The sequence below is a fragment of the Rhizobium sp. PL01 genome, assembly GCF_033447125.1.
Classification (GTDB): domain Bacteria; phylum Pseudomonadota; class Alphaproteobacteria; order Rhizobiales; family Rhizobiaceae; genus Pararhizobium.
On sequence record NZ_JAWQUM010000002.1, the window covers coordinates 288,403 to 308,118 of the forward strand.

Here is a 19,716-nt window from a genome sequence, read left to right on the forward strand (position 1 = left end):
CATATCCAACGTCGTCGTGTACGCAGATACGGGGATGGCGGATCAAAGGTTTCGCGGAGAAAGCTTTTTATTTCATCGTTTTGCGGGGCAAGACGATCGACAAATTTTCAACCGCCGCTTCACCGTAGGACGCGACGGCTGAAGCCAGAAGTGAACGCGCAGGCCAGAGGGATTCAACTCTTCTGAAAGGCCAGATGAGCCCCGAGACCAACCAGCATGGTGCCACCGGCGCGCTGCATCAGCCGTTGCGCAGAGCTTGAGCGGCGCAGCTTGGTCATCACCGCACCGGCCAGAAACACGCAGACGATATCCGCGGATGAAAACATCAGGTTGACGATGGTTCCGAGAATAGCCAGCTGCAGCCAGACCGGAAAGGCGGCGGATGCATCGACGAATTGCGGCAGGAAAGCCACGAAGAAAATCGCTGTCTTGGGATTGAGAACCTCGACGGTGACGCTTTGGAAGAAGGCACGCCGGCCGGATTTCGGCTCGATGCTTGCTTGGGCGGCATCGCCCTCGACCTTGGCACGAAACAGCGAAATGCCCAGCCAGACCAGATAGGCGGCACCGGCAAATTTCACGATCAGGTAGAGGGTCGGCACCGCATGAAACAGAATAGACAGTCCTGCAGCTGCGGCAATGACATGGGCATAACCGCCAAGATGAATGCCGAGCGCCGCCATCAGCCCCGACCAGCGGCCGCGTGCGATGGTCTGGGCTGCCGCATAGAGCATTGCCGGACCGGGAATATAGGCGAAGACCGCCGTGGTAGCGATGAAGGCGATAAGCAACTCGATCGACGGCATTGTCTATTCCTGTCCCTGATTCCGGTTGCAAACCCGATCTATACAACAGGATTTTGAGATAGTCGTGCATCCCTGCTCTGCGCAGCCTAGGCCCAGGTCAGTGGATCGAGGCGCAGATAGAAATCGAGCCGTGCCCGGTCAGCATTAGCGATTGCGTGTAGGTCGAACAAACGATTGTGCGCAGCCCGCGCTTCCGCAGTGGTGCGCCATGTTTCGCGGGTATTGCCGACAAGCAGCGCAAAGTCGACATAGCGGTCCGCCATCCCCAGCCGCCCGAGATCGATCATTCCCGTGCAGCAAAGCGTTTCCGGATCGACCATGAAATTGGGCAGGCACGCATCGCCGTGGCAAACAACACGATCCGTGTTTTCCTGCGTGAGCCGCGCGGGCAGTTCGCTCTTTAATCGATCGAGCAGGGTTTCGGGCGGCGTGTCCTGATCGTCCGGATCGAGAAAGTCGGGATTGACACTCTTGCGCGCAACCACATCGGCTGCCCGATCGAACATTGTTTGAAGGCCGCGATCAAACGGGCAGTCTCGGGCCGGAATGGCATGGAGATCGCGCACCTGCGCGACGATGGACGGCCATGCCTTTATAAGTGCGGACACTTCCAGCTGATCCGCCGGCACGCCCGGCACGGCACTCGTCACAAGGCATGCAACGTCGTCAGACACTTGCCAATCGAGCACCGAAGGGGATCCGAGCTCAAACGCAGACAGCCATGCCGTCCGCCGACGCTCGTCATCCAACAGCGCCACACCGCTGCCGGTAGCCACTTTGGCGTAAGCGCTGCCATCGGCGCGCCGAAACAGCGCATCACCCGATTCGCCATGAAGGTAGGCAATCCATTGGCTTCCAAGAGAAAAGCCCGTCAACCGGGTTGATCCGTATTGATAATCAGTCAGGTTTCATTCCCCTCGTCTTGTCTGGCGAAGGCGATGTCGCGCCCCAGCACGACATGGATATTGCCGAACGTGATTTCATTAGCCCGGAACAGAAAATCTCCAGGTTTTTACACCGGGCGCGTTTACGGAGGAAAGCCGGTGAGGGATACGATTACCCGTAAAATTCGGCGAGAAAGTCCTGAATCTGCGCCTCCACATACGGCACCACCGGACCATCCGCCTCGAATCCCCATCATCGAAGAGACGGCCGAACTGGTCGCGGAGGCTGGCGGCAAAGGCATTGCAGTGCCGGTGGATCATCTTGTTCACGCGGAAGTCGCGTCTCTTGGTTGACCGTATCCGCCGCGAAGAATCACGACTCGATATTCTCATCAACGATATCTCGGGCGGCGAGCATATGACCGAGTGGGACAAGCCGGTCTGGGAACACTCGCTCGAAAAGGGCCTGAAATTGCTGCGGCCCAGGCAACGGACTCGGAGCGGAACCGCTTTACCGTACAATCCACGTCAAGCGGGATCTCGCAAAGATCTGAGAGTTCGCCGATCTCGGCGGGTCGCGGACGGACTGCTGGCGCGACATGACAGAGGTGCAGGAGGCGGGGAAAATAGCGGATGCCAGTGGCTATCGGTAGAACAGCGAAATCAGACGAGAGGCGGTGCGGTGTCACCAGAAACCAAAAAGGCCTTGCTTTTCAGCAAGGCCTTTGAAAACTGGCTCCCCGGGCCGGATTCGAACCGGCGACCTGTCGATTAACAGTCGAATGCTCTACCGCTGAGCTACCAGGGAACGTCTGCGCGGTGTGTGCTGCAGAAGTGAGGCTGCTAATACAAATGCTTTTCCGATTTGCCAAGCGGTTTTTCAAAAAAAATGCACAATCTTGTCAGACTGTGGAGAACTTCCCATCTGTGGGGAGTGGTGCATTCTCGATGTCACGCAAGCCAAACCCTTGGCATCGCGGCATTGCAGCGGTATCGGGGCAGGCTTTATGTTTGATAGGTGAGATTTATGGCAGAACCGCAGAAAACGAAAAAATTCGGCATCGACGCCCGAACACAGGAGCTGGTTATCGGCTCATGGCGGATGCGGCTGCCGCAATCACGTCCGCTGCGTATCGCCATCGGCGGCGTTTTGATTTTTGGTGGCATTCTCGGTTTCCTGCCTGTCCTCGGCTTCTGGATGGTGCCGCTGGGCCTACTCGTCCTGTCGCATGATCTCGCCTTCATTCGGCGTAAGCGGCGCAAATTTTCGGTCTGGTGGGCTCGAAAATGGCCGGCATCCAACTAGAACAATGCCGATCATCATATCCTCTCACGTTCGGAATCACCCAAGGGCTCTTCAAAAGGGGAAGGCCATGAGCGAGTGAATGCGAGTCTCTGGAGACAACAACATGCAAGACCTCAACCCGATCGTCAGAAACGACACTTATCTCTGAAAACATTCGATGAATTTTAGGGACTTGCGGAACACATATGGAACAGATAGTGTTCGTTCTTGATTTGTTTCTCGATTCTGGAGTGATCGTTCATGCTGACCCGCAAGCAACAGGAACTGCTTCTGTTCATTCACGAAAGAATGAAAGAATCGGGTGTGCCGCCATCATTCGATGAAATGAAAGATGCGCTGGATCTTGCGTCGAAATCCGGCATTCACCGGCTGATTACCGCGCTTGAGGAGCGGGGTTTCATCCGGCGCCTTCCCAACCGGGCGAGGGCGCTGGAAGTGATCAAGTTGCCGGAGGCCTATTCAATGAGCCTCCAGCCCAAGCGTGGCTTTTCACCCAGCGTCATTCAGGGCAGCCTCGGCGTACAACCAGTGCCCCCAGCACCTGTCAAGACTGCCTCACACAGCGACACCGTCTCGATACCGGTTATGGGCAGGATCGCCGCCGGCGTGCCGATCTCGGCGATCCAGAACAACACGCATGATATTTCCGTCCCCCTCGAGATGGTCGGTAACGGCGAGCACTACGCACTGGAAGTGCGTGGTGATTCGATGATCGAGGCAGGAATTCTGGATGGCGACACGGTCATCATCCGCAATACGAACAGCGCCAGCCCCGGCGAAATCGTCGTCGCCCTGGTTGATGACGAGGAAGCGACGCTGAAGCGGTTCCGCCGGAAAGGCGCCTCGATTGCGCTGGAAGCCGCCAACCCCGCCTACGAGACGCGGATCTTTGGGCCGGACCGGGTCAAGATACAGGGCAAACTCGTCGGGCTGATCCGCCGTTATCATTGATCTTGCCGAATTTTATCTTCGACCTGCCTGCGGCTTGGAGATGAGTTTTTGGTTATGGACTTTGCTGGATGAAGCCGGTCCTGTTGCCGTTCAGCTCGGTCGTTGCCATGCCGCTTCATATATCCAAAGCAAACCGCCTCTCAATTCGAATGCCGGTGTCAAAAACGGATCCTGCCCTGAAATGTGTCTTTGTCTACGATGACCAGTTGGGTGCGTGAAATCACAAATGAGGTTCGCGATCGGAACGCGAGCCTCATCATCTCAAAGGTGCGGGCCGTAGCGATCTCATCCCCTTAAGCCTGTGGGAGAGCGGCTCGGAAACTTCATTTCACAAACGACCGAGGATATTTTCAGAAATATCCTCTTGCGATTTGTCTAGGATCATTCTAAACCGCCGCCACAGTTCGATTATTTGAACTCGTGAGGCCTCGTGGCGGAGTGGTGACGCAGAGGACTGCAAATCCTTGCACCCCGGTTCAATTCCGGGCGAGGCCTCCAAACTTTCCCACACATAGAAAATTGACAGGGAAGAAGCGCAGGCGTCGATGGCCTTGCCGATAGGTCGCGCTCAGCGGGTTTTCACTCTTGTGAAGAGTTTTCAGAGAGATCGGATCGATAGGTTTCCGTCTTCCCATCTTGCCTGGACAGCTAGAGACCATGCCGTCGTTGACAAACGATAGCGTTGCATAATCCCCGTCGGTGCATCGCGAAGCAGGGGGATTGCTCAATGATAATAGAAGCAGGCGCAATCAGCCTTGCTGTCATCCGGTGTTGTCCAGACGCGCACTGCGAGTTTCTTGGCTGCACCGGTCTCGTCCAATCTTAGCCCCAGCAGCGACACGGCCGCGAGCTTGGGGTTGACCGCATCGATTTCGATCGTCGATCCGACCTGGTGAACGCCCTGCTTCGGGGTCCAGGTGAAAAACTGCACGCTATAATGCATTGCATTCTCCTTCACCGCGCTTTGCAGCACTTGATTTTAACGGGTGAACCGACGCTGCAACACGCTGGCCACGGGCGTTCCACTGCTGGATGCGTACTCAATGCGTAGGAGTGCAAGATATCATATTTCGGCAAGCGATGAAACATTCTCGCGGTGATTAAGCCGAACGGTGACAGGCCATCATCCATTCGCCTCACACGCAGCAATTATGATCTGGTCTGCTCTGCCTATGACCATCGGGATGGACGAGGGGGACGCGGTCACAAGCCACTGCCAAGTAGAAGCGACGCGACCAGGGTGCCGCGTAGTAGCGACGAGCGTATCTACGGCGGCCCGAATCTGGATTTTTATGAGCGTCGCCGTCTCCGCAAATTGCGATGAACAATGGCGAGAGCAGCAATACACACTACTGTGTTCAAGACCTTTCCCCGTTGCGCTACCGGCAGCATCCAAGGTTCAGCCAGCCGGGCACGCATCGCAGGCGATGGCGGCATACTGCAGAACCGGTTGACGTTCGCAATCGGCAAGCTATAAAGCGAGCCGTGACAGGCTGATGTCCAAATGTTTGCACGGGAAAACCACCGCCCGGTCAAAACGGTATCATCATAATGCCCGTCATCAGGAAGAGTGTCCGAGTGGTTTAAGGAACCGGTCTTGAAAACCGGCGTGCGGGAGACCGTACCGTGGGTTCGAATCCCACCTCTTCCGCCATTTTCCGCCCCAATCCATCGTAGACACAAATGCCCTCCACCGCGCTTGAGTGCTTTTTTCATCCTGCGTGGTTTGATGATTGTATAACGGGCCTACGCCTTCCTTGAGGCGCCGGATGTTCACACGTAGAACATGGTTATCGTGGCGGCTGGCGGTCTCTTGCAGATCGGCAGACCGGCGCCTGCATTACCGCCTGGTTCACAGTATCTTCCACATTTATTTCCGACATCGATGGCACCATCGTCGGTATTCGCTGCGACAGCATTGAATATGTCTGCTAGGAGCACGTATTCGTCCACTTTCGCGCCTTCATTACATGCATTTTCAGGTGCTTTTCGATCCTCTCGGCTCATATCCGCGCGGCGCGGCGTTAACTATTCGTAAACCATAATCCCAATTGTTTCATTCCGGCACGGTTAACCGTTCGCATTTTCGCCACGTTGTTGTCATGATTAATCGACTGTTACGTTTCGTAACGCCGGTACTTTCGCGGAGGCAAACGCGGGAGAGTACTGCGTACGGCTTTTACGAATGGCGATGTGGGGCACATGACTTCCAATCTGACTGCGGCTTTTTTCTTCAAGGGATTGCGCGTTGCCGCCGTTCCGATGCTTTGCGTCGGGCTGACCGCGTGCGGATCGACAGGAAGCATCAAGAAGGACAAGCCGCGCAGCAAGGAATATTTTGCCGAATCGATCTATGGCGTGAAGGCGAGCCCGCGCGTTGTGGATGAAGGTAAAGCCGTTCCCAAGGGCGGCGGCCGCTATCAGGTCGGCAAGGCTTATCAGGTCAAAGGCAGATGGTATCAGCCGAAAGAGGATTTTGGCTACAACAAGACCGGCATGTCGTCCTGGTACGGCTCCGCGTTTCATGGCCGGCTGACGGCGAATGGCGAAGTCTACGATAAATATCACCTGTCGGCCGCCCACCCGACATTCCCTTTGCCGAGCTATGCCCGTGTCACCAACCTGGAAAACGGTACGTCCGTCGTTGTCCGGGTCAATGATCGTGGTCCTTATGAATATGGGCGGATCATCGACGTCTCGTCCAAGACGGCCGACTTTCTCGACATGAAGCGCAAGGGTAGTGCGCAGGTTCGGGTGCAATATATCGGCAAGGCACCGCTTGAGGGTAACGACATGCCCTATTTGATGGCGTCCTACGTCAAGAAGGGTGATCGCACCCCGAACGCATTCCCCGAAGGCCAGATCGCCACGGGTGTGATGGTTGCGTCGAATGAGCCGCTGCGCAAGCAGGCAGGCAATCTCGGCATGCTGACCATCCCGTCCAAATCGAACCTGGACATGGGCGTGCCAGTGACGGCACTTGCCGAACCTGAGACGCCGCATGCGTCATCGGCCGGGCTCGATGCTTTCGCGATGCTGCCGGAAATTGGCCCTATCCCGCGGGAACGTCCGGAATATATTCCGATGCCCAATGGCAATATGGCCTTTGCGGCTGCTTATGTCGAAGCGCGCGTCAGCGATTCCGAGACGGCTTTCGATGCCATTCTGGTCGATCAGAACCCGCTGACACCGGATTCGATTGTCGAATACGCCAAGCGCAAGAGCGTCACACGCTAATCCCGATCCTTCGCGATTGATCACCGGTGGGCCGGCTGCTATTGCCGGGGGAGGCACCGGAGTTTGGAATGCGTATACGGCTGATCTCGGTTTTCATTTCCCTCGTCTTGATTGCGTGCGCGCCGATGACGGCGCAGGCTCAGGCCTTCGAGACGAAGGCGAAGCAGGTCTACCTGATCGATGCCGAGACGGGCACGGTTCTTTTCGCCAAGGATGAAAATGCCGTCATTCCACCGGCATCGCTTGCAAAGCTGATGACCATGGAAGTGGTCTTCGATGCGATCCGCAAGAATGAGTTGACCCTCGACACCGAATTTCCAGTCTCCGAACATGCGTGGCGAACGGGCGGCGCGCCGGCGGGAACATCGACGATGTTCGCCGCCTTGAAATCACGCGTCCGTGTTGTCGATCTGATCCAGGGCGTCACCGTTCAGCTTGCCAATGATGCCTGCATCATTCTGGGTGAGGGCATGGCGGGCAGCGAGGAAGCCTTTGCCAAGCGCATGACCGAGCGCGCCCGCGAACTCGGGCTGACCGGCTCTGTCTTTCACAATGCCACTGGTCTGCCTGATCCCGAGAACAAGACGACGATGCGCGACATGGCCCTGCTTGCGCAGCACATCCAGGCCAACTATCCGGACCTGTTCAAGTATTATTCCCAGACCGAATTCGAATGGAACAAGATCCTGCAGCGGAACCGCACGCCGCTGATCTCGGCCGGTATCGGCGTCGACGGGTTTGCCACCGGATTTGCCGAGGGGTTCGGCTTTGGCATGGTTGCCACCATGCAGAAAGATGCCAGGCGCGTTTTTCTGGCGCTGGGCGGTCTTGCCACCGACAAGGAGCGCGTCGAGGAGACGCGCAAGATCCTCGACTGGTCCATGACGGCTTTTGAAAGAAAGAGGCTGTTCGAAGCCGGAGAAGCCGTCGGCGAGGCAAGCGTCTACGGCGGCGCGGTATCGCATGTGCAGCTTGTCACGGCCAATGCTGTCGATGTCCTTGTCCCGGTCAACAATCCGGAGCGGCTTTCGGCCAAGGTGGTCTATCGCTGGCCACCGGCCATGCCGGTAGAGGCCGGAAAACAAGCGGGCACGCTAAAAATCTGGAGCGGAGAGCGGCTGCTGCGCGAAGTGCCGGTTGAAACCAATGCGACCGTAGGTCAAGGATCACTCTCGACACGAGCAGTGGATGCGCTGCAGGAACTCTTGTTCTTCTGGCTCTGATGAAATGACGCTTCCAGCGGTTTCGCGGCCGGACACAATCAGTTAAACAGACCCTGTGTGACGCTTTTGACCGGCCATCGTATCGGTTTCTGGGCGCGCGGCACACAGACAGGGGCGTCCATTCTCACGGATGTTCAATTGAAGAATTATCTACAGGAATCAGCGGTGTCAGTCGGAACAGGCTTGTTTGTTACATTTGAAGGCGGCGAGGGGGCTGGAAAATCCACCCAGATTCGCCTGCTGGCCGATGCCTTGCGCGAGCGCGGCTACACCGTTTTGACGACGCGCGAGCCAGGTGGTTCGCCGGGGGCGGAGGCTGTGCGGCATGTGCTTTTGTCCGGCGCTGCGCAGGAATTCGGCGTGCGCATGGAAGCAATCCTGTTTGCCGCCGCCCGCAGCGACCATGTCGAGGAAATCATCCGGCCGGCTCTGCTGAAAGGCACGGTCGTCATTTGCGACCGGTTCATGGACTCCTCCCGCGTTTATCAGGGTGTTACCGGCAATCTGGAGCCCAGCTTCATCGAGGCGCTAGAGCGGGTTGCTGTTAATGGCGTGGTGCCTGCGTGCACGATCATCTTCGACCTGCCGGCAACCCTTGGCCTCGAGCGAGTGCGCAGGCGGGCAGGAGCCGCAGAAATACAGACAGGCCAGCAAGTCGAACTGGACCGTTTCGAGAAAGAAGAACTCGAAACCCACGAAAAGCGCCGCGAGGCCTTTCTTGATATTGCGAGTGCCGATCCTAAACGCTGTCATGTGGTCGATGCCTCTGCCTCGGCCAGCGACATTGCTGCGCGCGTACTTTCGATCATCGAGCCGATGTTGCCCGGATCGGGCAGCGGACCTGATACGGAAGCAGCACAATGAGCAGCGACAGGTTCGACGTTCTCGACGGCGCCATCTCTCCGGCCGAAAACATGCGTCTTTTTGGCCATGCGGAGGCCGAGCATTTTCTGGCGCAAAGCTACCGGTCGGGGAAGGGGCATCACGCCATCCTGATTGAAGGGCCAGAAGGTATCGGCAAGGCAACACTGGCCTTCCGCTTTGCCAATCATGTGCTGACACATCCCGAGCCGGCGCAGGCACCGGCGGAACTGGCCGATCCCGATCCGAATTCGATCGTCAGCCGGCAGATCGCGTCTGGAGCCTCCCATAACCTTTTGCACCTGACACGCCCGAGCGATGAAAAGACGGGCAAGGTCAAAAGCGCGATTACTGTTGATGAAGTGCGCCGGGCCGGAAAATTCTTTTCGCAGACGTCCGGTACGGGCAACTGGCGGATCGTTATCGTCGATCCGGCCGATGACCTCAACCGCAATGCCGCCAACGCGATCCTGAAAATCCTCGAGGAGCCACCCAAGCGTTCGCTGTTCCTGGTCTTGACCCATGCCCCAGGCAAGCTTTTGCCGACCATCCGTTCGCGCTGCCTGCCGCTGCAACTGAAGCCTCTTCTCCCAGACGCGATGCGCAACGCCATGAACAATCTAGGTTTTGATCTTTCCGGGCCGGATGGACAAAAGGTGCTGACGTCGGCAGACGGCAGCGTTTCCGAGGCCCTGAAGCTGATCAACTACGGTGGCCTCGACATCATGACCACGTTCGAGACCATTCTGGCCGGACAGGAACCGGGAATCCGCAAGGACATGCACAAGCTTGCCGAGGTGCTGGCCGGAAAAGATAGCGAAACGATTTTTGCGTTCTTCCTGGCGCTGGTGACTGGCCATATGATGGACGAGGCCCGCCGCGCCGCGCATTCCGGCGATCTCCACAGGGCGGACCGGTTTGCGCGCCTTTCGAGCAGTGTGACCGAGCGGATTACCGTGGCGCAGGCTTACAATCTCGATCGCAAGCAAACGGTTCTTTCGATTTTGGACGACCTCAGGGCAACGTCGCGCGCGACGGCCTGAACGTCCACGTTGTTCCGATGCGGCAGCGGTATCGATATGGTTTTGCGCAGTTGCATCGCGCCAGCACGCTCCTGCTTTTCTAAGCGTGCACTGTTTCATCCCGCCGTTGGATGCGCTAATAGCCAGACACCCAAGATCAGACACAGGCCGAAACCCGATCATGACCGACACGTCCCCCTTCTACATCACCACCGCGATCTCCTATCCGAACGGCAAGCCTCATATCGGCCATGCCTACGAACTGATCGCGACGGATGCGGTGGCACGCTTCCAGCGGCTGGAAGGGCGCGAGGTTCTGTTCCTGACCGGGACCGACGAACACGGCCAGAAGATGCAGCAGACGGCGCGCAAGGAAGGCATCAGCCCGCAGGAACTGGCAGACCGAAATTCGGCTGAATTCCAGAGCATGGCCGTTCTGCTGAACGCTTCAAACGACGACTTCATCCGTACGACGGAACCGCGTCATCATGAGGCCGTCAAGAACATCTGGAACCGCATGGGCGAGGCGGGCGACCTCTACAAGGACAGCTATTCGGGCTGGTACTCCGTGCGCGATGAAGCCTATTATCAGGAAGGCGAAACGGAAGTGCGCGGCGATGGCGTGCGCTACGGGCCGCAGGGATCGCCGGTCGAATGGGTGGAGGAAGCCAGCTACTTTTTCAAACTCTCCGCCTATCAGGACAAGTTGCTCCAGTACTACGAAGACAATCCCGATTTCATCGGCCCGGCCGAGCGCCGCAACGAGGTAATTTCCTTCGTGAAATCCGGCCTGCGCGACCTGTCGATGTCGCGCACGACCTTCGACTGGGGCATTCCGGTTCCCAACGATCCAAGCCATGTCATGTATGTCTGGGTCGATGCGCTGACCAACTACATCACCGCGACCGGTTACCTCACGGATCCGGAAGGCCCGCGTGCCAAATTCTGGCCCGCCAATATCCACATGATCGGTAAGGACATCATTCGCTTCCACGCCGTCTACTGGCCGGCCTTCCTGATGTCTGCCGGCCTGCCTTTGCCGAAGAAGGTGTTTGCCCACGGCTTCCTGCTCAACAAGGGCGAGAAGATGTCGAAGTCAGTCGGCAACGTCGTCGATCCCGTCAATCTGGTCGAGCATTTCGGCCTCGATCCCATCCGCTATTTCTTCCTGCGCGAAGTCTCGTTTGGCCAGGACGGCAGCTATAGCGAGGAGGGGATTGCTACCCGCATCAACTCCGATCTCGCCAACGGCATCGGCAATCTGGCCAGCCGCTCGCTGTCGATGATCGTCAAGAACTGCGACGGGCAGATTCCGGAATGTGGCGAATTGACCGACGAGGACAAGGCGATGCTGGCCGCCGCTGACGCGTTACACGCCTCGACCCGCGATGATATGAATGCGCTGATGATCCACCGGGCATTGGCCTCGATCATCGCCGTCGTTTCCGAGGCAGACCGCTATTTTGCAAGCCAGGAGCCTTGGGCGCTGAAGAAGACCGACCCGGCGCGCATGGCGACTGTTCTCTATGTCACGGCGGATGTCGTGCGCCAGATCGCCATTCTCTTGCAGCCTTTCATGCCGGAATCGGCCGCAAAACTACTCGACCTCGTGGCAGCCCCCGCGGACAAGCGCGACTTTGCAGCACTCGGGCCAGCCGGGCGTCTGGTGGCAGGAACCGCGTTGGAAGCACCGAAGCCGGTTTTCCCGCGTTACGTCCCGCCGGAAGCTTGAGGACATCCAGCGATGCTAATCGATACCCATTGCCATCTGGATTTTCCGGATTTCGACGCCGAGCGTGACGCGATCATCGAGCGTGCACGTTCGGCTGGCGTCGCCCAGATGATCACCATCTCGACGCGCGTCAAAAAATTCGACACGATCCTGGCCATTGCAGAAAACTACGCCAACGTCTTCTGTTCGGTCGGCACGCATCCGCACAATGCCGATGAGGAACTCGATATCGAGACGGATGATCTGGTGCGCCTGTCGGCGCATCCGAAGGTCGTCGCCATCGGTGAAGCCGGGCTAGATTATTTCTACGACAATGCACCGCGCGATGCACAGGCTATCGGCCTGCGCCGTCATATCGCAGCGGCCCGGCAAACCCAATTGCCGCTGGTCATTCACAGCCGCTCGGCGGACGATGACATGGCTGCGATCCTGACCGAGGAAACAGGGAAGGGGGCCTTCCCTTTCCTTCTTCATTGTTTCTCGTCCGGCCCGGATCTCGCAAAGGTTGGCGTCGATCTCGGCGGCTATATCTCCTTTTCCGGCATCCTGACCTTTCCGAAATCCGAAGAACTGCGCGAGATCGCCAAGACTGTTCCGCACGACCGGATGATCGTCGAAACCGACGCACCGTATCTGGCGCCAAAGCCGTTCCGTGGAAAACGCAACGAGCCGGCCTATGTGACGCATACCGCACAGGTTCTGGCCGAAACGATCGGCGTTTCGACGGACGAGATTGCCGCGATCACCACGGACAATGCTTTCCGCGTCTTTTCCAAAATGCCGAGACTGTGACATGGCGGTGAGGCGGGTCTTCACCATTCTCGGCTGCGGCTCATCCCCGGGCGTGCCGCGTATCAATGGCGACTGGGGCGCCTGCGATCCCACTAATCCGAAAAACCGCCGGAGCCGCGCCGCTTTATTGGTCGAGCAGACCGGCCATGACGGTGGCACGACCACCGTCGTCATCGATACCGGCCCGGATTTTCGCGAGCAGATGATCGCGGCGAAGGTCAAGAATATCGATGCGGTCTTTTACTCGCATCCGCACGCAGACCATATTCATGGGATCGATGATCTGCGCGGCTATGTTCAGAACACCGGAAAACGCATGCCGATATGGGCCGATGCGCTAACGATGGAACGCATCCGCGAAGGGTTTCGCTATTGTCTGGAAACGCCGGAGGGCAGCGGCTATCCACCGATCGTCGAACCAAGGATCATCGATCCGTCTCTTGCGCCAGTCGCAATCAGCGGCGCCGGCGGCACCATCGTGTTTGAGCCGGTGCTTCAGCACCATGGCAGCATCATGTCGATGGGTTTTCGGATCGGCGGCTTTGCCTATTGCAGCGATGTCAGCGATTTTACGCAGGACACCATCGGCAAGCTTGCCGGACTGGATGTGCTGGTGATCGACACGTTGCAATACAAGTTCCATCCGAGCCATCTGTCGCTTGAACAGTCGCTTGGCTGGATCGAACGTCTTTCGCCCAAGCGTGCGGTGCTCACCCATATGCACACACCACTCGACTACGAGACCGTGATGCGCGAGACGGCCGACCACATCGAGCCGGCCTATGACGGCATGCAGATCGAATTCGACGTCGGCAATGAGCCCGGCTGAAATCATTCAGCCCAGTTGTATAAGTTCAGCTGAAATAGGGCTGCAAATTTGCGCGGATGCGGTCGAGAACGGTGGCGCCAGAGAGATCAGCGACGAAACGCTCGCCGGTGATGGTCTCATAGGCTTCGATATAGACCTTTGACGTCTGCTCGACGAGGTCGGCTGGAATTTCAGGAATCGGGTCCTTGTAGGGATCACAGCGCTCGGTCACCCAGGCGCGAACGAAATCCTTGTCGAAGCTTTTTGGGCGCGCGCCCGTAGCAAAGCTCTCTGCGTAGCTTTCGGCGATCCAGTAACGGCTGCTGTCCGGCGTATGGATTTCGTCGGCGAGAACGATGCGGCCATTCTTGTCGGTGCCAAATTCATACTTGGTATCGACAAGGATCAGACCGCGCTCGGCAGCGCGCTGCTGACCGCGCTCAAACAGCGCCAAGGCATAACGCGACACCGTTTCCCATTGTTCGGCGGTCAAGAGCTTCTGCGCCAGGATCTCATCGGCTGAGAGCGGCTCGTCATGGCCGCCGTCAAACGCCTTGCTGGTTGGCGTGATGATCGGCTGCGGCAGTTTCTCGTTGTCCTTCAGACCGTCCGGCAAGCGGATGCCATACATGGCGCGTTCGCCATTGCGATATTTGGTCAGGATCGACGTACTGGTCGTGCCGGCAAGATAACCACGCACGACGATTTCGACTGGCAGGATGTCGAGCCTTGTGCCGATGACAACATTGGGGTCCGGATACGACACCACATGGTTCGGGCAGATATCGGCGGTCTGTTCAAACCAGTAGCGGGCCGTCTGCGTCAAAACCTGGCCCTTGAACGGGATCGCAGTGAGGATGACGTCGAAGGCGCTCAGCCGGTCGGTGGCGATGATGATGCGATTGCCATCCGGCAGATCGTAATTGTCCCGGACCTTGCCATTGTAGCGTCCTGGCAATTCAGGAATGAAAGCATCTGAAAGAATGCGCAAATCGCTCATCGGGTCCGGTCTTTCGCTGACGGTGGAGACCGCTATCGCTTAAGCCTTGGGACCGGGTAAGGTCAAGCCGCGGGACCGCAGGAATGCGGGCAATTGGCTCGTTTCGCAGATAGATTAGTTCCATAATGTACATTATGTGACTGATGTATGTAGCCGGGCAGATTCCATTTTCAAATGCAACGAAGACAATAATGGCCATATTTTTAGGAGGATGGAATGCCCGTTCTTTCTCCCCGCGTTTGAACAAGCCGGACAACCAGCATACCGCATCAATCAAAACCGTAGATGCCGGTCTCTACGCCACTGCGAAGTCGGCTCGAGTGCTTAAGTAGACCGATGGGCTAGGCTTGCTCTTCATCATCGTCCTTCGCCAAGCTTCTTGCTCTGCGTTTATAAGAGCTAATTCCCAGACACAGGCGATCACAGGCCTCTTGACTGTGTCCATCGGCTCGGTAGCGGAATAAAGCTTCCGATAGATATGCTGACAAAGCACCGACCCCTGTATCCACCAGTGAGCTGAAATCGAAATGCCAAGCTCGCCAGGATGAATGATTACAAAGCCCATACCGTTGTCACCGCCCTCGTCTGCCACACGCGGCAGAACATCCAGTTGCACAAATGACTGCGCGAGGATCAGCATGCCTTGGTCGATCGCCTTGTTATCCGCGACAAGTCCGTAGACTTTGAACTTGAGACCGGCGATGTCCCACAGACCCAAATTTGAAACACCGCGCGAATGATAGATTTCGATTATTTCAGAATTCATTGATCCCGCTCCGTCCTGCCTATTGGCGCAAATCGAGGGTGAATTGTAAAGGTCAGTTACCCATCGACGATGGATGGTTGCTCCAATTCTCCCTTCTCAAATGAAGCCTGCCGTGCAGAATGATTGTCTCATTTACATGAAGGCACAGCATGCCCGCAGTCCCGTTGCCGACCAACCTCTATACCGACACCGCGCATCCTGCGCCGTCAACGCCACCGCTGGACACTGATCGAACCGTATCGGTCGCCATTGTTGGCGCCGGGTTTGCCGGGCTCTCTGCAGCGCTGCATCTGGCTGAAATGGGCGTGGATGTCTGCGTGCTAGAAGCCAACGAACCCGGCTGGGGTGCATCCGGACGGAATGGCGGACAGGTCAATCCCGGGCTCAAGTTCAACCCCGATGAACTGCTGTCGCGGTTCGGCGGCGATCTTGGCCGGCGCATGATCGACATGGCCTGGGGTGGACCGGACTTTACCTTCGGCCTCATCCGGCGGTTGGGCATTGATTGCGACGCAAGGCAAAACGGTACGCTACGGGCGGCGACCAATACGCGGACGGCAGCTGCTGTCGCGGCCACGGCAATCCAATGCGCTGCGCATCACATGCCGACACGCTTGCTCAATGCTGAGGAAACCGCATTTGCAACGGGTACAGACCGGTACCCGGCAGCACTGTTCGATCCGCGCGGTGGCGATCTGCATCCACTGAATTATGCACGTGGCCTTGCCGCTGCAGCCCAGAATGCAGGTGCGTCGATCCATGGCAATAGCCGTGTTGTCTCGGCACGAAAGCAATCCGGAAATTGGATTTTGCGCACGGACAAGGCCACCATCACGGCGGATAAATTGCTTGTTGTTACAAATGCATACGCGGATGGGCTCTGGCCCGACTTGAGGAGATCTCTGGTTCCCGTCTACAGTTCGATCGTCGCAACGGAACCCCTGCCCGGCGATCTTGCAGCCCACATCCTGCCCCAGCGTCCGGTGCTCTACGAAAGCGGCCATATCACCGTCTATTACCGCCTCGACAAGCAGAACCGGTTGCTGATGGGAGGCCGTGGGCCACAGCGGGCATTGGCCGGGCATACCGGGTCGCTCGATTATCTGAAGCGTTATGCTGAACGGCTTTGGCCAGGCCTGCGAGGTGTCCGCTGGACGCATGCCTGGAACGGCCAGTTGGCGATCACGCCGGACCACCTGCCCCATCTGCATGAGCCATCCGAAGACGCGCTGATCTATCTCGGCTGCAATGGCCGTGGGGTGGCGCTGGCAACGACTATGGGCAAACAGTTGTCCGAACGTCTGGTAAGTGGTGCAGCCGCCCGTATCGACCTGCCTGTGACCGGCATCAACCCCATGCGGTTCCATCCGCTCTGGCCGATCGGCGTGCACTCCGCGATGATCTGGGGCAGAATGAAGGATCGGCTGGGCATATAAATCCGAGGGATGGCCCAAGAAAGCCCTCAATGTCTCGTGACGTTTCATCGAAAATCAGTTTAACAAAGCCTACGAAGCAATTGAAAATACGAAAAATATTCGATATTAGTTATCTTGCCTATGCAAGGAAACCATTTTCGTTCGACACACGTATCATATCTATCCTGATGGCCAGCAAGGAGATGGGGAATGATCCGGACGCTGAGAGCCTGTGTATGCATTGCTATTCTGTTGTCGACAGTGCCGTTGGCACTGGCGGCAGAGCCCGTCGATACCGCGCAATCGATCATCCAGAGCCAGATCGAGGCTTTCCTCAACGACGACGCCGAAAGCGCCTATTCGTTTGCCTCGCCGCAGATCAGGCAGAAATTTCCCGACAAGAGTATCTTCTTCGAGATGGTCAAGCGCGGCTATACGCCGGTTTACCGGCCCGGAAATTTCGCGTTTGGGCGCAGCAAGGTCGTGGGCGACACAGTCGCGCAGGAAGTATTGATCTCAGCGCCTGACGGCAAAGACTGGACAGCGCTGTATTTTCTGGTGAAGCAACCGGATGGCAGCTACAAGATCAACGGCGTCCAGATGCTGCAGCAGGCCCCCGGCCCTGAAATTTGACCTGACTGCCGCTCACAGCGGTGCCAGATCGCCCCGCGCCCATTCATCCTGCGTTTCTTCCATGAACGCGGCATAGCGGCCTTCCTCGATCGCCTTGCGGATGCCTGCCATCAGGTCCTGGTAATAGGCAAGGTTGTTCCAGGTCAAAAGCATGCCGCCCAGGCTCTCGTCGGCGCGGACGAGGTGATGCAGGTAGGCGCGCGAATAGTCGCGTGCTGCCGGGCATGCGGACTGATCATCCAGCGGCCTGATATCCTCCGCATGGCGGGCGTTACGCAGATTGACGCGGCCGCGCCGGGTGAAGGCCAGCCCATGACGGCCGGCGCGGGTCGGCATGACGCAATCGAACATATCGATGCCCCGCGCAACGGACTTCAGGAGGTCGTCCGGTGTGCCGACGCCCATCAGGTAGCGCGGCTTTGCGGCCGGCAGTTCCGGACATGTGATATCAAGCATATCGAGCATGACGGCCTGTGGCTCACCAACGGCGAGACCGCCGATTGCATAGCCCTTCAGATCAAGTCCAGACAGCGCCTGAGCCGAGCGGACACGCAGTGCCGGTACGTCGCCGCCCTGGACGATGCCGAACATCGCCTTGCCGGGCTGGTCGCCGAAGGCGGTCTTGCAGCGGTCGGCCCAGCGCAGAGACATTTCCATTGCGCGTTCAATATCAGTAGGTTCGGCCGGAAGCCTCACACATTCGTCGAGCTGCATCTGGATATCGCTATCGAGCATGCCCTGGATCTCGATCGAGCGCTCCGGCGACATATGATGCAGGGCACCATCGACATGGCTCTTGAAGGTCACGCCCTTCTCGTCAAGCTTGCGCAGCCCCGCCAGCGACATGACCTGAAAGCCACCGCTGTCGGTCAGGATCGGATAGGGCCAGCGGATCAGCTCGTGCAGGCCGCCAAGGCGCGCCACCCGCTCGGGGCCGGGGCGCAGCATCAGGTGATAGGTATTGCCGAGAATGATATCGGCGCCGAGATCGCGAACCTGATCGAGATACATCGCCTTGACCGTGCCAACGGTTCCGACCGGCATGAAGGCCGGCGTGCGGATTTCTCCGCGCGGCATCGATACCGTGCCGCGACGCGCCTTGCCGTCGGTTGCCGTGATGTTGAACTGGAATGTCTCGGTCATGGTGTCTCGATCCTGGGTGTGTCCCGGAAAAGCAGGCTGGAATCGCCATAGGAATAGAAGCGGTAGCCGGTGTCGATCGCGTGCTCGTAGGCACGCCGCATCGTCTCCATGCCACTGAAGGCCGAGACGAGCATGAACAGCGTCGATTTCGGCAGATGAAAATTGGTCATCAGCATATCGACAGCGCGAAAACGGTAACCGGGCGTGATGAAGATGCCGGTCGGGCCTGACCATGGGCGGATATCACCGCTTTCGTCGGCAGCACTTTCAATCAGGCGCAGCGAGGTGGTGCCGACACAAACGATGCGCCCGCCCCTCGCCTTGACCGCGTTCAGCCGCTCGGCGACCTCGGCGCTGACATGGCCGATCTCCTGATGCATGACGTGATCGTCAGTATCGTCGACCTTCATTGGCAGGAAGGTTCCGGCGCCGACATGCAAAGTGACGAAGTGGCGCTCGACGCCGAGCGTATCCAACGCTTCGAACAGGCGGCCGGTGAAATGCAGGCCAGCGGTTGGCGCTGCGACAGCACCGTGTTCGCGCGCGTAAACCGTCTGGTAGTCTGTGCGGTCCTGCTCATCCTCCGGGCGCTTGGAAGCGATATAGGGCGGCAATGGAATGTGGCCGACGGCCAGAATGGCTTCGTCCAGCGCCGGGCCGGAAAGATCGAACTTCAGCGTCACCTCGCCCGCATCTCCCTTCTCCTCGACGGTCGCGTCCAGCGCGCCCATCAGGCAGGTGTTGGAGCCATGGCCGAATTCGATCCTGTCACCGGGCTTGAGGCGTTTGGCCGGCCGTGCAAACGCCTTCCAGCGATCAGCGGCGACGCGCATATGCAGCGTCAGCGACACTTGCGTCACCACATCCTCGCCACGCCTGCGCAAACCTTCCAGCTGCGCGGGAATGACCTTCGTGTCGTTAAAGACGAGGGCATCGCCGGCGCGCAGGAATGAAGGCAGGTCCATGACACTGCGATCGGTCAGCTCAGCGCCGTCCTGCGGCTGCACGACGAGCAGGCGGGCGCTATCGCGCGGGCTTGCGGGCCGCAGCGCAATATTATCTTCGGGGAGATCGAAATCGAACAGATCGACGCGCATCAAGATTCTTCTTTAAAACAGCAAACCCGCCCCGGCGCCT

General features: G+C 58.0%; 18 protein-coding genes, 3 tRNA genes and 1 pseudogene. 14 read left to right on the plus strand and 8 right to left on the minus strand.

The window, feature by feature from the left end:
- Positions 1-173: 173 nt before the first annotated feature.
- Both R6X40_RS05785 and R6X40_RS05790 read right to left on the minus strand, forming a co-directional pair.
- Positions 174-806, minus strand: a complete 633-nt coding sequence (locus R6X40_RS05785; protein ID WP_318411789.1) for a LysE family translocator — start codon at positions 804-806, stop codon at positions 174-176.
- Positions 807-892: 86 nt separating this feature from the next.
- The gene (locus tag R6X40_RS05790; protein WP_318411791.1) at positions 893-1,681 is read right to left on the minus strand and encodes an APH(3'') family aminoglycoside O-phosphotransferase; all 789 of its coding nucleotides are present in this window, start codon (positions 1,679-1,681) and stop codon (positions 893-895) included.
- Between the two features lie 168 nt (positions 1,682-1,849).
- Here R6X40_RS05790 and R6X40_RS05795 point away from each other — a divergent pair.
- Positions 1,850-2,171: pseudogene (locus R6X40_RS05795) on the plus strand (hypothetical protein); the annotation flags it as partial.
- Between the two features lie 252 nt (positions 2,172-2,423).
- Here the strand turns inward: R6X40_RS05795 and R6X40_RS05800 are convergent.
- Positions 2,424-2,498 (minus strand) — tRNA-Asn (locus tag R6X40_RS05800).
- Positions 2,499-2,717: 219 nt separating this feature from the next.
- Here R6X40_RS05800 and R6X40_RS05805 point away from each other — a divergent pair.
- The 3 genes from R6X40_RS05805 (at position 2,718) to R6X40_RS05815 (ending at position 4,445) form a co-directional block, all read left to right on the plus strand.
- Positions 2,718-2,996 (plus strand): hypothetical protein, encoded by a 279-nt coding sequence (locus R6X40_RS05805; protein ID WP_318411792.1) that lies wholly within the window; start codon positions 2,718-2,720, stop codon positions 2,994-2,996.
- Between the two features lie 240 nt (positions 2,997-3,236).
- A complete protein-coding gene (lexA, locus tag R6X40_RS05810) occupies positions 3,237-3,947 on the plus strand; it encodes a transcriptional repressor LexA (RefSeq protein WP_318411794.1) in 711 nt (236 codons plus the stop codon).
- Between the two features lie 424 nt (positions 3,948-4,371).
- Positions 4,372-4,445: transfer RNA gene (locus R6X40_RS05815), tRNA-Cys, on the plus strand.
- Between the two features lie 226 nt (positions 4,446-4,671).
- Here the strand turns inward: R6X40_RS05815 and R6X40_RS05820 are convergent.
- Entirely contained in the window at positions 4,672-4,890 is a 219-nt protein-coding gene (locus tag R6X40_RS05820; protein ID WP_318411796.1) for a hypothetical protein, read from the minus strand.
- Between the two features lie 621 nt (positions 4,891-5,511).
- Here R6X40_RS05820 and R6X40_RS05825 point away from each other — a divergent pair.
- The 8 genes from R6X40_RS05825 to R6X40_RS05860 all read left to right on the plus strand — a co-directional run bounded on the left by R6X40_RS05825 (position 5,512) and on the right by R6X40_RS05860 (position 13,643).
- Positions 5,512-5,601: transfer RNA gene (locus R6X40_RS05825), tRNA-Ser, on the plus strand.
- 548 nt (positions 5,602-6,149) lie between these two features.
- The gene (locus R6X40_RS05830) at positions 6,150-7,184 is read left to right on the plus strand and encodes a septal ring lytic transglycosylase RlpA family protein (protein ID WP_318411798.1); all 1,035 of its coding nucleotides are present in this window, start codon (positions 6,150-6,152) and stop codon (positions 7,182-7,184) included.
- Between the two features lie 68 nt (positions 7,185-7,252).
- Positions 7,253-8,407 (plus strand): D-alanyl-D-alanine carboxypeptidase family protein, encoded by a 1,155-nt coding sequence (locus R6X40_RS05835; RefSeq protein WP_318411800.1) that lies wholly within the window; start codon positions 7,253-7,255, stop codon positions 8,405-8,407.
- A gap of 165 nt (positions 8,408-8,572) precedes the next feature.
- Positions 8,573-9,271, plus strand: coding sequence for a dTMP kinase (gene tmk, locus R6X40_RS05840; protein WP_318411802.1), 699 nt, complete (start codon positions 8,573-8,575; stop codon positions 9,269-9,271).
- Positions 9,268-10,311, plus strand: a complete 1,044-nt coding sequence (locus R6X40_RS05845; RefSeq protein ID WP_318411804.1) for a DNA polymerase III subunit delta' — start codon at positions 9,268-9,270, stop codon at positions 10,309-10,311. Before tmk ends, R6X40_RS05845 begins: the two co-directional genes overlap by 4 nt.
- Before the next feature lie 160 nt (positions 10,312-10,471).
- Positions 10,472-12,022 carry a methionine--tRNA ligase gene (gene metG, locus R6X40_RS05850; protein ID WP_318411806.1) on the plus strand — a complete coding sequence of 517 codons (1,551 nt, stop codon included), beginning with the start codon at positions 10,472-10,474 and terminating at the stop codon, positions 12,020-12,022.
- 12 nt (positions 12,023-12,034) lie between these two features.
- Positions 12,035-12,814, plus strand: a complete 780-nt coding sequence (locus R6X40_RS05855) for a TatD family hydrolase (protein WP_318411808.1) — start codon at positions 12,035-12,037, stop codon at positions 12,812-12,814.
- 1 nt (position 12,815) lies between these two features.
- Positions 12,816-13,643: an MBL fold metallo-hydrolase gene (locus R6X40_RS05860; RefSeq protein WP_318411810.1), complete on the plus strand. Its 828-nt coding sequence runs from the start codon at positions 12,816-12,818 to the stop codon at positions 13,641-13,643.
- A gap of 25 nt (positions 13,644-13,668) precedes the next feature.
- Here R6X40_RS05860 and R6X40_RS05865 read toward each other — a convergent pair whose 3' ends face one another.
- Together R6X40_RS05865 and R6X40_RS05870 are read right to left on the minus strand one after the other, a co-directional pair.
- Positions 13,669-14,613 carry a phosphoribosylaminoimidazolesuccinocarboxamide synthase gene (locus R6X40_RS05865; protein WP_318412367.1) on the minus strand — a complete coding sequence of 315 codons (945 nt, stop codon included), beginning with the start codon at positions 14,611-14,613 and terminating at the stop codon, positions 13,669-13,671.
- 304 nt (positions 14,614-14,917) lie between these two features.
- Complete coding sequence (locus tag R6X40_RS05870; RefSeq protein ID WP_318411812.1) at positions 14,918-15,388, minus strand: hypothetical protein; 471 nt, start codon at positions 15,386-15,388, stop codon at positions 14,918-14,920.
- Positions 15,389-15,537: 149 nt separating this feature from the next.
- On the opposite strand from R6X40_RS05870, the gene R6X40_RS05875 reads away from it, so the two are divergent.
- Together R6X40_RS05875 and R6X40_RS05880 are read left to right on the plus strand one after the other, a co-directional pair.
- Positions 15,538-16,824: an FAD-binding oxidoreductase gene (locus tag R6X40_RS05875; RefSeq protein ID WP_318411814.1), complete on the plus strand. Its 1,287-nt coding sequence runs from the start codon at positions 15,538-15,540 to the stop codon at positions 16,822-16,824.
- Positions 16,825-17,016: 192 nt separating this feature from the next.
- Complete coding sequence (locus R6X40_RS05880) at positions 17,017-17,436, plus strand: DUF4864 domain-containing protein (protein ID WP_412178344.1); 420 nt, start codon at positions 17,017-17,019, stop codon at positions 17,434-17,436.
- A gap of 12 nt (positions 17,437-17,448) precedes the next feature.
- On the opposite strand, the gene tgt is transcribed toward R6X40_RS05880, so the two are convergent.
- Together tgt and queA are read right to left on the minus strand one after the other, a co-directional pair.
- Positions 17,449-18,579, minus strand: a complete 1,131-nt coding sequence (gene tgt / locus R6X40_RS05885; protein ID WP_318411818.1) for a tRNA guanosine(34) transglycosylase Tgt — start codon at positions 18,577-18,579, stop codon at positions 17,449-17,451.
- On the minus strand, positions 18,576-19,676 hold the full coding sequence (gene queA, locus R6X40_RS05890) for a tRNA preQ1(34) S-adenosylmethionine ribosyltransferase-isomerase QueA (RefSeq protein ID WP_318411819.1): 1,101 nt from the start codon (positions 19,674-19,676) through the stop codon (positions 18,576-18,578). Before queA ends, tgt begins: the two co-directional genes overlap by 4 nt.
- Positions 19,677-19,716: the final 40 nt, after the last annotated feature.